The sequence below is a fragment of the Jiangella aurantiaca genome (assembly GCF_004349105.1).
Lineage (GTDB): Bacteria > Actinomycetota > Actinomycetes > Jiangellales > Jiangellaceae > Jiangella > Jiangella aurantiaca.
On sequence record NZ_SMLB01000017.1, the window covers coordinates 104,481 to 118,582 of the forward strand.

Consider the following 14,102-nt stretch of genomic DNA (forward strand, 5'->3'; position numbering starts at 1 on the left):
CGCGGGCGAACTGACCTTGTCGGTGGGTGTCGGTAGGGTGGTGTGCATGTTCGAAGAAGCGCTGCTGACTGCTCCGTCGCCGGGTGTCGACCCGGTGACGGGGCAGCTGGTGGCGTGGCATCCGCGGCTCGGTGACTGGATGCCGGTGGACCCGTTCGACCCGGTCGCGGAGATCGATCCGGTGCTGCTGCGGGAGCTGTGCACCGCCGAACCCGCCCCCACCATCACCGGCTTCGACCAGGTGCCGGCCGGGCCGGAGCTGGCCGCTCTGCTCGCGGCCTCCGACCCGTCGAGGGCGGACGCCTCTGATCTGGTGGAGGCGATCGGTGGGTGGGCGCGGCTGGCGGCGTGGGTCGCCGCCGGTGAGGCGGCCGCGTCGGCGGAGCTGGCGTCGCGGCCGGAGATGCGCCCCGATGAGACCGGGTACCGCTCAGTCAACGCGGTCACCAACACCGCGGTGGAGATCGCCGCACGCTGTCAGCTCACGACCCGGCAGGCGGAGAACCAGGTCGGGCACGGCGTGCAACTGGTCACCGACTTCCCCGACACCCATGCGGCGTTGTCGTCGGGGGTGATCGATCTGCGGCGCGCGCGCGTGATCACCGACGAGCTCGGCGGCCAGGACCCCGATGTGCGGGTGCGGGTGGAGGCGGCGGTGCTGCCGGAGGCGCCGTACCTGGACTCGGTCGCGCTGCGGAAGCTGATCAAGCAGTTGCTGCACGAGCAGGCGCCGGTGGAGACCGCCGACCGCAACCGCGCCGCCAGGGACCGCCGCTACGTGTGCGTGACGCCCGCGTCGGACGGGATGGCGCACCTGGAGGCGCTGCTGCCGGCGGAGGACGCCACCGCGCTGGACACCGCCTTGAACGCCGCCGCCGCGGACGCCAAACGCGCCGACGCCGCCGCCGGCCGCCCGGCCCGCACCACGGACCAACGCCGCGCCGACGCCCTCGCCGACCTGGGCTGGGCCTTCCTCACCGGCTGCGCCGACGGCACGACACCGCGGCGGCGACCGATCAGCGTGCACGTCACCGTCCCATTCACCACCCTCGCCGGGCTGGGCGACGAACCCGGCGAGCTGGAGGGCTACGGACCCATCCCCGCCCACGTCGCCCGCACCCTCGCCACCGAAGGCATCTGGAGCTGGCTCCGCACCGACGGCACCGGACAACTCCTCGACCTCGGCCGCACCCGCTACCGGCCCACCACGGCACTGGCCGAGTTCATCACCGCCCGGGACCGGACCTGCCGCACGCCGGGCTGCCACCGACCCGCCCGCAGCTGCGACCTCGACCACATCGTTCCGTTCACCGCCGGCGGGCCGACGTCACCAGACAACCTGCACACCCTCTGCACCACCCACCACCTGCTCAAACACCACGGCCACTGGACCGTCCAACGAGCACCCGACGGCACCACCCGCTGGACCAGCCCCACCGGGCACCGGTACGGGAAGCCACCGGACGGCCGAGGCGCCGGCCCGCCGGGCTGAGCTCTAGCGCGGCACGGCGAAGACGTCGACCAGTGCGCCCGAGTGGTCGATGGCCCGCCCGATCAGGCGGTCGGCGTAGACCAGCAGGTCGACGTAGTGGAGAGTGGCGCTGCTGACGGCGGTGAAGTCGGCGTGTCCGGTCGGCCGCAGCTTCGCGCCCGCCCCCGACACCACGTACAGGACGCCGCCGAGCACCTCCGACCGCTGATAGTCGTGGTCGTGGCCGGCCAGCACCAGCGGCACGTCGTACTCGTCGAACAGCGGCACCCAGTACCGGCACAAGCGACGCTCCGTCGTCGAGCAGCGGTGCGAACGGCTCGGTGACAGTGTCGTCGACCCGGTCGGCATCTCCGTCCTCGTAGACGAGGTGGCCGAGCAGCACCGCGTCGTACGCGCCGCCGCCCTCGCCGGACTGTTCGACCATCGCGTCGCGACGACGGCGACGGCCACGGCGGCGATCGGCGTCGAACGTCAACGCCACACCCGAACCTCTGTGACCGGGTATGACATGACGAGGTGTTGACAGGACGGAAACCGGTGTCCATCATCGGCGGATACCGGTTTCCATCCATGTGAACCCACACCGCACGATGTCGCCAAAGGAGGCCACATGCGCGCGAAGGGCCGATGCACCGTCGCTGCCGCCGCCGCGTCGCTGGCGCTGGCGCTCGCCGGCTGCGGCGGTGACGCGACCGCCGACGACGGCCGGGTCGAGATCACCGTCTGGCACACCGAGTCGACGCCCACGACCGTCGAGGCGCTGAACGAGATCATCGCCGATTACGAGGCCGCCAACCCGGGCGTGACGATCACCCAGGAGTCGGTCGGCTGGGGCGACCTGCAGGTGAAGTTCCAGGCGGCGCTGGCCGCCGGTGACCTGCCGGAGATCACCCAGGTCGAGCCGATGTTCGTCCGCACGCTCTATTCGCAGGACCTGCTGGTGCCGCTGGACGACGTCGTCGACTCGCTCGGCGACGACTACCTGCCGCAGCTGCGCGAGATGTTCGCGCTGCCCGACGGACACGACTACGGGGTGGTGCACGCGTGGGGCACCGACTCTGTCGTCTACCGCGCCGACCTGTACGCGAACGCGCCCGGCGCCGGCACCCCGGAGGACCTCGAGACCTGGGACGACTCCGTCGAGCAGTGGAAGGCGGTGTCCGAGGCCAACGACGACGCGTACGGGCTGATGTTGGCCGGCGACGCCGCGCACAACGTCAACGAGGAGGTGTACCTCTGGCTCGGCTCCAACGGCGGGCGCCTGTTCGACGAGAACGGGCACGTCACCATCGACACGCCGCAGATGCGTGAGGTGCTGGAGTACTGGGTCGAGCTGCGCGACAGCGGCGCGCTGTCGCCGGCGTGGTCGTCGCAGACGTACGCGGACAGCCTGAGCGCGCTGGCCCTCGGCGAGGCCGCCACGATCTTCTCGTTCGGCCGGGCGACGTATACGTTCGAGGACCAGGCGCCAGAGCTGGTGCCGGGCGAGGACATCAAGGTCGCGCCGAACCGGCCGGTCGGCCCGTCGGGCGACGACTGGATCACCCAGCTGGACGCCGAGCCGTGGGTGGTGTTCAAGGACTCCCCCGACGCCGAGGCCGCCGCGGACTTCCTGGAGTTCTTCTTCGAGCGGCAGAACTACCTGCGCTGGATCGGCTCCGTGCCCACACAGCTCCTGCCTGTGCGGGCGTCGCTCTTCGACGACCCCGAGTACCAGGCGCTGCCGGAGGTCCAGAACTGGGGGTTCTGGATCGACCTGCAGCGGCAGATGCTCCAGTCCGGCCGGGCCTACCCGCTCATGGTCACGCAGCCCTCTGACCTGGAGCTGCCGTACCTGAGCGACCTCTACGGCTCGGAGATCCTCGTCGACATGGTCATGGACGTCGTCGAGAACGACAAGGACATCGACGAGGCGCTGTCCGACGCCCAGGCCCGCGCCGACGAACTGCTCTCCCCCCTCTACGACGACTGACGACCGACCGCGCGAAGGGAACGACGATGTCTCTGACGCGAACGACGACGGCCGGGCCGCCCCGCACCGGCGGCGGCACGACCACCACGCCGCGGCGCGGCCGCCGGATGCCCGGCTGGTTCTGGGGTGCGCTGCTGCTCAGCCCAGCGTTCTTCCTGGTGCTCGGCGTCATCGCGGCGCCGATCGCCTACCTGGTGCGGCTCAGCTTCACCGACGCCCACGCCTACCTGCCGAAGTTCAGCTCCGTCGGGTTCGACAACTACGTCGCGCTGCTGCGCGCGCCGCACTTCTGGGACAGCGTACGTACGACGGTCTGGTACGCGGGCCTGACGGTGGGCCTGCAGCTCGTGCTCGGCGTGCTGATCGCGCTGCTGCTGCACCAGCGGTTCCGCGGCCGCGGCGTCGTCCGGCTGGTCGCGCTGGCGCCGTACATGGTGCCGTCGATCGTGGTGGCGCTGGTGTGGCGCTGGCTGCTCGACCCCACGACCGGCGCCTACTCGTGGCTCGTCGACAAGGTCTGGCCGGGCTCGGAGCCGCCTAACCTGCTCAGCCCGAACCTGATCTTCTGGTCGCTGATCGCGGTGTCCGTGTGGATGTTCACCCCGTTCATCGTCATCAGCGTGCTGGCCCGGCTGCAGACCATCGACCCGTCGACGGTGGAAGCGGCCACCGTCGACGGCGCCGGGGCGTGGCGGCGGTTCTGGCACATCGTGCTGCCGGAACTGAAGCCGGTGCTGTACACGCTGATCCTGCTGCGCTTCATGTTCATGTTCACCAAGTTCGACGTCGTGTACCTGTTCGCCGGCACCGGCACCGAGGTGCGCACGCTGCCCGTGCTGACCTTCCAGCGCATCTTCGGCGAGGCCCGCCTGGGCTCCGGCGCCGCCGTCGCGATGGTGCTGTTCGTGCTGCTCATGGTCTTCACGACGGTCTACCTGCGCACGCTCTACCGCGAGCGGGAGGAGACGGCATGAGCACCGCACTGCACCGGCTGGCCCGGGTTCGCTGGTACCTGGTGGTCGGCATCGTCGCGCTCGTCGCGATCAACGGGTTCCCGTTCTACTGGATGGCGCTCACCTCCGTGAAGCCGGGGACGGAGCTGTTCTCGTACCCGCCCACGTTCTTCACGACGGCGCCTGACTTCGGTGGCTTCCAGCGGCTGTTCGAGACCACGAACTTCCTCACCTACGCCAGGAACAGCCTGATCATCGCGACCGGCGCGACGGTGGTGTCGGTGGCGGTGTCGGCGCTGGCGGCGTACGGGCTGACACGGTTCCCGTTCCCCGGCAGCCGCGCGTTCAGCACGGCGATCCTCTACGCGTACACGTTCGCGCCGATCGTCATCGTCGTCCCGCTGTACGGGATGTTCCGCGAGGCCGGGCTGATCAACAGCCACCTCGGCATGATCCTCGCGTACGCATCGTTCGGCGTGCCGTTCAGCCTGTGGCTGCTGCAGCCGTTCTTCCGCGCGATCCCGGCGGAGCTGGAGGAGGCCGCGTTCGTCGACGGCGCCAACCGGGTCAAGAGCGCGTGGTACGTCGTGTTCCCACAGGCCGTACCCGGGCTGATCGCCGTCGCGGTGTTCACGTTCCTGCTGGCCTGGGAGGACTACCTGTTCGCCCGGGTGCTGATCACCCAGGACGACCTGAAGACGCTGCCGATCGCGCTGCACGACCTCTACAACGCCAGCCTGCAGGACTGGCCGCTGCTGATGGCCGCCGCCGTCCTCATCAACCTGCCCGTCCTCATCGCGTTCCTGTTCGTCCAGAAGTACCTGGTCGCGGGCTGGGGCGCGGGAGCCATCAAGTAGATCGCCGCAGAGAGGAAATGCATGTACGTCGGTTACGAGGTCCGCGAGGGAACCGCCTGGATCCGGATCGAGCGCCCGGAGAAGCTGAACGCGCTCGACCTGTCCGGCTGGCGCGCCATCACGGACCATCTGGCGCGGGCCGTCGACGACGCGCCCGGCCCGGTGGTGCTGACGGGGACGGGGCGGGCCTTCTGCGCCGGCGACGACATCGTCACGTTCCAGCAGCACGCCACGCCCGAGGACGGCATGGACTTCTTCATCGGCGGGCTGTACCGGACCATCGAGGCGATCGCCACCCACCCGTATCCGGTGATCGCCGCCGTCAACGGGCTGGCCTTCGGCGGCGGCTGTGAGCTGGTGCTGGTCAGCGACCTCGCGATCGCCTCCGCCGACGCGACGTTCAGCCTGCCCGAGGGGCGCATCGGCGCCTGGCCGACCGTCGCCGTCGGCGTCGCACCGCACGTCAGCGGCCGCAAGCTGGCCGGCGAGCTGGCCTACGAGATGCCCCGGCTGGACGCTGCCGAGGCACGCCGGTTCGGCATCGTCAACCGGGTCGTCCCGCCGATGGACCTGGAGGACGAGGTGCGCGGCACCGTCGAGCGCATCCGCGCCGCGTCGCCGCACGCGATCCGGATGACCAAGCGGTTCCTCAACGACGACCTGGTCACCGCCGGGCTGCCGAGGGTCCGCCGGGCGCTGACGGCGCTGGTCGAGGAGACGCTGGCCACGCACGACCTCCAGGAGGGCACCGCCGCCTTCCTGGAGAAGCGCGCGCCGGTCTTCGACGGGAGGTGAGCACCATGCCGAACCTCCCCTTGGACGGCGTCCGCGTCCTCGACTTCGCTCACATGATGCAGGGCCCGTGGGCCGCCGAGATGCTCGGCGACCTCGGCGCCGACGTCATCAAGGTCGAGGTGGTGGGCACCGGCGAACGCGGCCGGCAGTCCGGCACCACCTTCCTCAACGGAGTCAGCGCCCAGTTCCTCGCGATGAACCGCAACAAGCGCTCGCTCGCCGTCGACCTCAAGACCCCGGCGGGGCTGCGGGTCGCCGAAGCACTGATCCGGACCGCCGACGTGCTGATCCAGAACTTCCGCCCCGGCGTCATGGAGCGGCTGGGCCTCGGCTGGGAACGGGTGCGGGACGTGAACCCGTCACTCATCTACTGCACCGCCAGCGGCTACGGCGCCGGCGTGCCGGACCCGCGCAAGCCCGGCCAGGACCTGCTCGCCCAGGCCCGCACCGGCGCGCTCTGGCTCACCGGCACCGCCGGCGACGCCCCGACGCCGGCCGGCCCTTTCGTGGCCGACGTCCACGCGGCGACCATGCTGGCGCTCGGCGCGACGGCGGCGCTGGTGGAGCGGCAGCGCACCGGCCGCGGCCGCCTGGTCGAGGTCGACCTCGTCGGCGCGATGCTGCACCAGACCGTGCAGGAGGTGGTTGCCACGGTGAACTCCGGCGAGCCACCGCGCCGCTCGACCGCGCCCGGCAGCGCCTACATCGAGGCGCCCTACGGCGTGCACGCGGCCGCCGACGGCTACGTCGCGATCTCGCTCACCACGATGGAGGCGCTGGCCGACGGGCTGGACGCGCCGGAGCTGCTGGAGCGGTTCCCGGACAAGGAGGCCGCGACGGCCAGCCGGGACGAGCTGAACGCGCTGGTCGGCGAGCTGGTCGCCGCCCGCCCGGCCAAAGATCTGCTGGACGTGCTCGACGCGGCCGGCGTGTGGTGCGCGCCGGTCAACGACCACCGCGAGATGACCACCGACCCGTACGTGCGGTGGGACCGGCGCCGCCTCGAGGTGAAGCACCCGGTCGCCGGCACCGTCGAGCTGGTCGGCAACCCGATCACGCTGGACGGCGAGCAGCTGCCGGCCCGGCGCCCCGCTCCGCTGCTCGGCGAGCACACCGCCGAGCTGCTGGCCGAGCTCGGGCTGGACGCCGCCGAGCTGCTGGCCGACGGCGTCGTGGAGGTGCCGCGATGACCGCCTCGTGGTTCCCGCCGGTCGGCGCGCGCAGCACGTTCCGCAAGACCGTCACCGAGTCCGACGTCGGCCTGTTCGCCGGCATCACCGGCGACTTCGCGCCGCAGCACGTCGACGACGAGTACATGCGGTCGCGGCCGCAGGGCCGCCGCATCGCGCACGGCGTGCTGACGCTGGGGCTGACGTCGACAGCGGCGGCCCAGTTGTGCGAGGCGCACGGCGTGACGGCCGTCTCGTACGGCTACGACCGGGTCCGGTTCCTCCACCCGGTGTACCTGGGCGACACCGTCACCGTCGACTACGTGATCGAGCGGCTCGACCTCGCCGCCCGCAAGGCGTTCGCGGCGATGACCGCGACCACGCAGGACGGCGAGCGGTGCCTCGTCGGGACGCACGTCCTCTACTGCTACCCCTCGGAAGGAGACGCGTGATGCTGGACGGTGTCGACCACTTCGTCGAGACGCGGGTGCGCCCGGCGGCACGGCGCATCGATGCCGAGGCGGCGTTCTTCCCGGAGCTGCTGGCCGACGCGGCGGCGCTCGGGCTGCAGGGCATCGTGCACGACGACGCCGGCGGGCTGGACGTGACGCGGATGGACCTCGCCCGCGAGGTGACCGAGCGGATCGCGGCGGCCAGCCCGGCGGTGGCGCTGGGTGTCGCCGGGGCGCGGCTGTCGGCGTACCTGCTGGCCAAGTACGCGCCGCCACACCTGAGAGATCGGTGGGTGGCGTCGACGCTGGCCGCGCGGACGTACAGCTCGTTCGCCATCACCGAGCCCGAGGCCGGCACCGACGTACGCGCGCTGACCACCGTCGCGGTGCCTGACGGCGACGACTACCTGCTCACCGGGCACAAGTGCTGGGTCGGCTTCGCGCCGGTCGCGCACGTCGCGATCGTGCTGGCCAAGGTCGGCAGCGCCGACCGCGACGCGCCGATGGTCGCGCTGGTCGTCGACATGTCCTCCCCCGGCGCGTCCGGGCGGCCCGGGCCGGAGCTGTCCGGGTTCCGTGGCATGCCCAACGGCGAGCTGCTGTTCGGCGGCGTCCGGGTGCCGCGCGGTGACCGGCTCGACGTCGAGGGGTTCGCCGGGATGATGGACGGCCTCAACATGGCCCGCATCGACGCCGCCGCGTACGCGTGCGGGCTGTTGCGCGGTGCGCTGCTGGCCGGGCTGGAGCGGGCGAACGCCCGGCAGGCGTTCGGCCGGCCGATCGGCGACCTGCAGGTCATCCAGCGCAAGCTGGGCCGGATGGCCGCCGACTACCGCGCCGCCCGGGAGCTGACCCGGCGGGCCGCCGAATCGTTCGCCCTGGGTGGCGGCGGCGACCAGGACGTCGTGTCGATGGCGAAGATGTTCGCCTCCGACGCCGCCCGCCGGCACACCGACGAGGCGATGCAGATCCACGGCGCGCTGGGCATCGTCGCGGACGAGGACGTCAACCGCATGCACCGCGACGCCAAGGTGACGCAGATCTTCGACGGCACCAGCGAGATCCACGAGACGATGCTCGGCCGGCGGGCGCTGCGGATGCTGGCCCGCGGCGAGCCGCTGACCGCGTTCCTCGACTCCGACGCCGTCTTGCCCGCGGGGGTGGGCGCATGACCGGCTCGCTCGCGGGCGAGGTGGCGCTGGTGACGGGCGCGACCGGCGCGCTGGGCGCAGCGATCTGCCGCGACCTCGCCCGGGCCGGCGCCGACGTCGCCGTGCACCACCTGGACGAACCCGACGCGGCGACGGCGCTGGCCCGGGAGCTGGCGGCGGCCCATGGGGTGCGGACGACGACGGTGGCGGCCGACGTCACGTCGTGGGACCAGGTCGCCGAGGCGGTCGCCGTCGTCGGCCGGGAGCTGGGCACCATCACGGTGCTGGTGAACAACGCCGGGTTCATGGAGCCGGTGCGCATCGTCGACTCCGAGCTGGCCGACTGGCGGCGCACGCTGAGCGTCGACCTCGACGGTGTCTTCGTCGTCACCCGGCACGTGCTGCACGGGATGCTGCAGACGCACGGGCGCATCGTCAACGTCTCGTCGCAGCTGGCCGTCAAGGGCGCCGTCGACTACGTCGCGTACGCCACCGCGAAGGCAGGCGTGCTCGGCTTCACGAAGGCGCTGGCCCGCGAGGTCGGCCCGCGGGTGCGCGTCAACGCGATCGCGCCGGGCCCCATCGACACCCCGATGGTGCGGCCGTACGCCACGCCGGAGTGGGTGCACGCCCGCACCCGCGACTCCGTCACCGGCCGGCTCGGGACGCCCGAGGAGGTCGGGCCGGCCGTCGTGTTCCTGGCCGGGCCGGGCGCGGAGCTGCTGCACGGGCAGACGCTGCACCTCAACGGCGGCGGGGTGATGGCGTGAGCAGACGGGGACGTCCGCGGTTCCTGTCCGCGGCGGCCGCGGCCGACCTCGTCCAGGACGGGCAGACGCTGGCCGTCGGCGGCTCCGGCGGCGGGCTGCTGGAGCCGGACGCGCTGCTGGCGGCGCTCGGCCGGCGGTTCCGCGAGACGGGATCGCCGCGCGGCCTGGACCTCGTGCACACCACCGGCATCGGCGACCGCCAGGGCGGCGGCATGGACCACCTCGCCCAGCGCGGGCTGGTGCGCTCCGTCGTCGCCGGCAACTGGGGCATGGCGCCCGCGATGAGCGCGATGGCCGTCGCCGGCGAATTCGAGGCGTACAACTTCCCGCAGGGTGTCATGAGCCAGCTGTTCCGCGAGATCGCGGCCGGCCGGCCGGGCGTCGTGACGCACGTCGGGCTGGGCACGTTCTGCGACCCACGGGTCGAGGCCGGCCGGCTCAACGACGTCAGCCCGCAGACCCGGGTCGAGGTGGTCGAGCTGGCCGGACGGGAGTGGCTGTTCTACCCGGCGTTCGGCCTCGACGTGTGCTTCATCCGCGGCACCACCGCCGACGAGCGCGGCAACCTCTCCTTCGAGCAGGAAGGCGCCCGCCTGGAGATGCTGGCCATCGCCCAGGCCACTCGCAACCGCGGCGGCCTCGTCATCGCGCAGGTGAAGCAGGTCGCGAAGGCCGGGACGCTGGACCCGCGGCTGGTCGCCGTGCCCGGCATCTGCGTCGACGTCGTCGTGCACCATCCGGGGCAGAAGCAGGTGGTGACGCACGAGTACAACCCGGCCTTCTCCGGCGAGCTGCGCGCCGCGGTGTCGACGATGCCGCCGTTCCCGCTGGACGCGCGGAAGGTGGTGGCCCGGCGGGCGCTGTCGGAGATCGAGCCGGGCGACGTCGTCAACCTCGGCGTCGGGATCGCCGACGGCATCGCCTCCGTGGCCGCCGAGGAGGGCCGGCTGGACGAGTTCACCACGACGATCGAGCAGGGCGCCGTGGGCGGGATCCCGGCCCGCGGGGTGATCTTCGGCGTCGCGACCAACCCGGAGGCGATCCTCGACCAGCCCGCGCAGTTCGACTTCTACGACGGCGGCGGCCTCGACATCGCGTTCCTCGGGTTCGCCCAGGTGGACGCCGCGGGAAATGTCAACGTGTCGAAGTTCGGCTCGCGCGTGGTCGGGACCGGCGGCTTCGTCGACATCAGCCAGAACGCCGCCACCGTCGTGTTCTGCGGGACGTTCACCGCGGGCGGCCTCGACGTCCGTGTCGGCGGCGGTGAGCTGCGCGTCGTCACCGAGGGCGAGCACCCGAAGTTCGTCCCCGCCGTCACCCAGGTGACGTTCAGCGCGCGCGAGTCGGTGGCCCGCGGCCAGCGGGTCCGCTACGTCACCGAGCGGGCGGTGTTCGACCTCACCGCAAGCGGGCTGCGGCTGCTCGAGGTGGCGCCCGGGGTCGACGTCCGGCGCGACCTCCTCGACCGGATCCCGTTCGACGTGCTCGTCGAGGACGTCAGGGCGATGGAGCCCGAGTACTTTCAGTAACGTGCAGAAGACGATGCGAGATGACGCCACGCCGGAGCACACCCGGCGGCCGACCATCAAGGACGTCGCCGACCGGGCGGGCGTCACGAAGGCGACCGTCTCCAAGTACCTCAACCGCGCACACGGCTACGCGATGGCGGCATCGACCCGGGAGCGGATCCGGGCCGCCATCCAGGAGCTGGACTTCCAGCCCAGCCCGCTGGCCCGCGGCCTCTCCCGCAGTGCGACGTCGACCATCGGGCTGGTGGTGGCCGACATCCGCAGCCAGTTCTACCCCGACCTCGTCGCCAGCATCCAGACCGCGGCCGAGGCGGCCGGCTACACGCTCGTCCTCGGCAGCTCCGGCGACGACCCGGACCGCGAGCTGGACATCATCCGCTCCATGGCGCACCGCCGCGTCGACGGCGTCGTGCTGGTGGCCGTGCGGTCGGAGAGCGACCACATCGACTACCTGCGCCGGCGGGGCATCCAGATCGTGCTGGCCAGCCGCGACCTGCCAGAGCTGGTGGCCGACACCGTCGTCGTCGACAGCCTGGCCGGCGCGCGGACGGCCGTCCGGCACCTGCGCTCACTCGGCCACCGGCACATCGGCCACGTCGCCGGCGAGCTGTCGGTGAAGCCGTTCGCCGACCGCCGCCGCGGCTTCGAGCTGGAGGCCGGCGACGACGCTCCGGTCGCCACCGCCCAGTCCAGCTTCGAGGGCGGCCGGGCCGCCGCCCGCTCCTTGCTGGACGTGGCCGAGCCGCCGACCGGCATCTTCTTCGCCAGCGACACCATGGCCCTCGGCGGCCTGATGGCCTGCGCCGACCTCGGCCTGCGCGTCCCCGACGACGTGTCCATCGTCGGCTTCGACAACGTCACCGTCGGCCAGCTGCCGGGCATCGCCCTCACCACGATCGACAGCGACGCCGTCCGGGTCGGCGAACAGGCGACCGAACTGCTGCTCAAGCGCATGCTCAACCCCGCCGACGCGGGCGCCGACCCCGTCCTCGTCACCCGCCCCGCCGAGCTGGTCGTCCGCACCTCCGCCGCCCCGCCGCGCTGACCACTGTTCCGGCGGTCACACCGCCGCCGGAAACTGTCACGAAACCGACCCCTGCGCCGTCGTCAGGGTGAGAGCACGAGGAGGCAGCGAAATGCGCAGGATCCTGATCGTGGGCGGCGGGTACGCCGGGTTCTACACCGCGTGGCGGCTGGAGAAGAAGCTCCGCCGGGACGAGGCGGAGGTGACGCTCGTCGACCCGCGGCCGTACATGACGTACCAGCCGTTCCTGCCCGAGGTCACAGCCGGCTCGGTCGAGGCCCGGCACGTCGCGGTGTCGCTGCGCCGGCACCTGCGCCGCACGCACCTCATCGCCGGCCGCGTCGTGAACATCGACCACACGAACCGCACGGCGACCGTCAGCACCGCCGACGCTCCGGACCGCGAGCTGCACTACGACGTCATCGTCGTGACGGCGGGCGCCGTGACGCGGACGTTCCCGATCCCCGGGGTCGCCGACGAGGCGATCGGCCTCAAGCACGTCGAGGAGGCGGTGGCGATCCGCGACCGGCTGCTGACGGCGTTCGAGCGGGCCGCCGCGCTGCCGCCGGGGCCGGAGCGGAGGAAGCTGCTGACGGCGACCGTGGTCGGCGGCGGCTTCACCGGCGTCGAGGGCTTCGGCGAGCTGCTGTCGCTGGCCACCGCGCTGCTGAAGCACTACCCGGAGCTCAGCGTCGACGACCTCGCGTTCCACCTGGTCGAGGTGCGCGACCGGATCCTGCCGGAGGTGACCGACGAGCCGGGCCACTGGGTCGTGCGGCACCTGGAGAAGCGCGGCGGGCACGTGCACCTGGAGACCAAGCTGGTGTCGGCCGAGGGCGGGCATGTGGTGCTGTCCGACGGCACGGAGTACGACAACCACCTGCTGATCTGGGCCGCCGGCAACCAGAGCAACCCGGTCGTCGCGAACCACACCGACCTGCCGGTGGACGAGCAGGGCCTGTTCAAGGTCCGCGCCGACCTGCGGGTCGGCACCGACGACGCGCCGGTGCCGGACGCGTGGGCGGCCGGCGACAACGCCGCCGTCCCGGATCTCGCGTCGGACCTGCCCGGCGCGTACGTCGTCCCGAACGCGCAGAACGCCGTCCGGCAGGGCAAGCGGCTGGCCAAGAACATCGTCGCCGACCTGCGCGGCCGCAAGACCAAGCCGTACGTGCACCACAGCCTCGGGACGGTCGCCACGCTCGGCCTGGGCAAGGGCATCTTCCAGTACCGCCGCATCGTCATCACCGGGCTGCTCGCCTGGCTCATGCACCGCGGCTACCACGTGCTGGCGGTCCCGACGTGGGAGCGCAAGGTCCGCGTGGCCCTCGTCTGGGCGGCGGCACTGTTCTACGGACGCGACATCGTGTCGCTGCTGTCGGTCCAGCATCCGCGGGAGGCCTTCGTCGCGGCCACGCTCGGCGACCGCGACCGGCAGGTCCCCCGCCGCTAGAGCGCCGAGCGGTCGGCGAGCAGCCCGGCGTCGGGGACGGGCAGGCCGTCGGTGGCGGGCCGTTCTGGGGTCTCCGGGAGCGGTTCGGGGACGGCGGTCAGGTCGCCCTCCAGGCCGGGCTGCGCTTCGGGCAAAGTCACGTCCAGGAACGGCACCCCCGGCGGCGCCGGCGGCACGTCCGTCAACGTCACCCCCGAGATCGCCGGTGTTCCGGCCGGGCAGACCGCGGTCGCGATCGCGTCCGGCAGCACCGAGGCGAACCCGTTGCCGTCCAGGCAGGTCCCCGTCGACGGCGCCCGCTCGGTCGAGATGTCGGCGATGTCGATCCGGTTCTCGGTGAACGTGTTGCCGACGAACCGGTTGTCCAGCGACGGCACGTCTTCCGCGCTGCCGATCAGCGTCCCGGCGGTGGTGTTCCCGCCGATCAGGTTCCGCTCGATCACGTTCTGCTGACCGCCGGAGATCCCGATCCCCACCCCGAACCC

14 protein-coding genes and 1 pseudogene are annotated in these 14,102 nt (G+C 72.1%); 13 read left to right on the forward strand and 2 right to left on the reverse strand.

Going from position 1 to position 14,102, the window contains the following annotated elements:
• Positions 1-46 precede the first annotated feature (46 nt).
• Positions 47-1,492, forward strand: a complete 1,446-nt coding sequence (locus E1262_RS14595; protein WP_132103861.1) for an HNH endonuclease signature motif containing protein — start codon at positions 47-49, stop codon at positions 1,490-1,492.
• Positions 1,493-1,495: 3 nt separating this feature from the next.
• On the opposite strand, the gene E1262_RS14600 is transcribed toward E1262_RS14595, so the two are convergent.
• The gene (locus E1262_RS14600) at positions 1,496-1,774 is read right to left on the reverse strand and encodes a metallophosphoesterase family protein (RefSeq protein WP_132103862.1); all 279 of its coding nucleotides are present in this window, start codon (positions 1,772-1,774) and stop codon (positions 1,496-1,498) included.
• An 85-nt stretch (positions 1,775-1,859) separates the two neighbouring features.
• On the opposite strand from E1262_RS14600, the gene E1262_RS30345 reads away from it, so the two are divergent.
• From E1262_RS30345 to E1262_RS14655, 12 genes are all read left to right on the forward strand, one after another.
• A complete protein-coding gene (locus tag E1262_RS30345; protein WP_162605913.1) occupies positions 1,860-2,015 on the forward strand; it encodes a hypothetical protein in 156 nt (51 codons plus the stop codon).
• Positions 2,016-2,102: 87 nt separating this feature from the next.
• Positions 2,103-3,464: an ABC transporter substrate-binding protein gene (locus E1262_RS14605; protein ID WP_132103863.1), complete on the forward strand. Its 1,362-nt coding sequence runs from the start codon at positions 2,103-2,105 to the stop codon at positions 3,462-3,464.
• Between the two features lie 26 nt (positions 3,465-3,490).
• Complete coding sequence (locus E1262_RS14610) at positions 3,491-4,438, forward strand: carbohydrate ABC transporter permease (protein WP_132103864.1); 948 nt, start codon at positions 3,491-3,493, stop codon at positions 4,436-4,438.
• Positions 4,435-5,274: a carbohydrate ABC transporter permease gene (locus E1262_RS14615; protein WP_132103865.1), complete on the forward strand. Its 840-nt coding sequence runs from the start codon at positions 4,435-4,437 to the stop codon at positions 5,272-5,274. The genes E1262_RS14610 and E1262_RS14615 overlap by 4 nt, the downstream gene beginning before the upstream one ends.
• A 21-nt stretch (positions 5,275-5,295) precedes the next feature.
• Positions 5,296-6,069, forward strand: a complete 774-nt coding sequence (locus E1262_RS14620; RefSeq protein WP_132103866.1) for an enoyl-CoA hydratase/isomerase family protein — start codon at positions 5,296-5,298, stop codon at positions 6,067-6,069.
• A gap of 5 nt (positions 6,070-6,074) precedes the next feature.
• Positions 6,075-7,259: a CaiB/BaiF CoA transferase family protein gene (locus E1262_RS14625; RefSeq protein ID WP_132103867.1), complete on the forward strand. Its 1,185-nt coding sequence runs from the start codon at positions 6,075-6,077 to the stop codon at positions 7,257-7,259.
• Positions 7,256-7,690 carry a MaoC family dehydratase gene (locus E1262_RS14630; RefSeq protein ID WP_132103868.1) on the forward strand — a complete coding sequence of 145 codons (435 nt, stop codon included), beginning with the start codon at positions 7,256-7,258 and terminating at the stop codon, positions 7,688-7,690. Before E1262_RS14625 ends, E1262_RS14630 begins: the two co-directional genes overlap by 4 nt.
• A complete protein-coding gene (locus tag E1262_RS14635) occupies positions 7,690-8,862 on the forward strand; it encodes an acyl-CoA dehydrogenase family protein (protein WP_132103869.1) in 1,173 nt (390 codons plus the stop codon). Before E1262_RS14630 ends, E1262_RS14635 begins: the two co-directional genes overlap by 1 nt.
• Positions 8,859-9,611 (forward strand): SDR family NAD(P)-dependent oxidoreductase, encoded by a 753-nt coding sequence (locus E1262_RS14640; protein ID WP_132103870.1) that lies wholly within the window; start codon positions 8,859-8,861, stop codon positions 9,609-9,611. Before E1262_RS14635 ends, E1262_RS14640 begins: the two co-directional genes overlap by 4 nt.
• Entirely contained in the window at positions 9,608-11,140 is a 1,533-nt protein-coding gene (locus E1262_RS14645; RefSeq protein WP_132103871.1) for an acyl CoA:acetate/3-ketoacid CoA transferase, read from the forward strand. The genes E1262_RS14640 and E1262_RS14645 overlap by 4 nt, the downstream gene beginning before the upstream one ends.
• A gap of 1 nt (position 11,141) precedes the next feature.
• Positions 11,142-12,185 carry a LacI family DNA-binding transcriptional regulator gene (locus E1262_RS14650; protein ID WP_132103872.1) on the forward strand — a complete coding sequence of 348 codons (1,044 nt, stop codon included), beginning with the start codon at positions 11,142-11,144 and terminating at the stop codon, positions 12,183-12,185.
• Positions 12,186-12,276: 91 nt separating this feature from the next.
• Positions 12,277-13,617, forward strand: coding sequence for an NAD(P)/FAD-dependent oxidoreductase (locus tag E1262_RS14655; protein WP_132103873.1), 1,341 nt, complete (start codon positions 12,277-12,279; stop codon positions 13,615-13,617).
• On the opposite strand, the pseudogene E1262_RS30350 reads toward E1262_RS14655, so the two are convergent.
• Positions 13,614-14,102 (reverse strand): annotated as a pseudogene (locus E1262_RS30350) (plasmid stabilization protein); the annotation flags it as partial. The gene E1262_RS14655 and the pseudogene E1262_RS30350 overlap by 4 nt on opposite strands.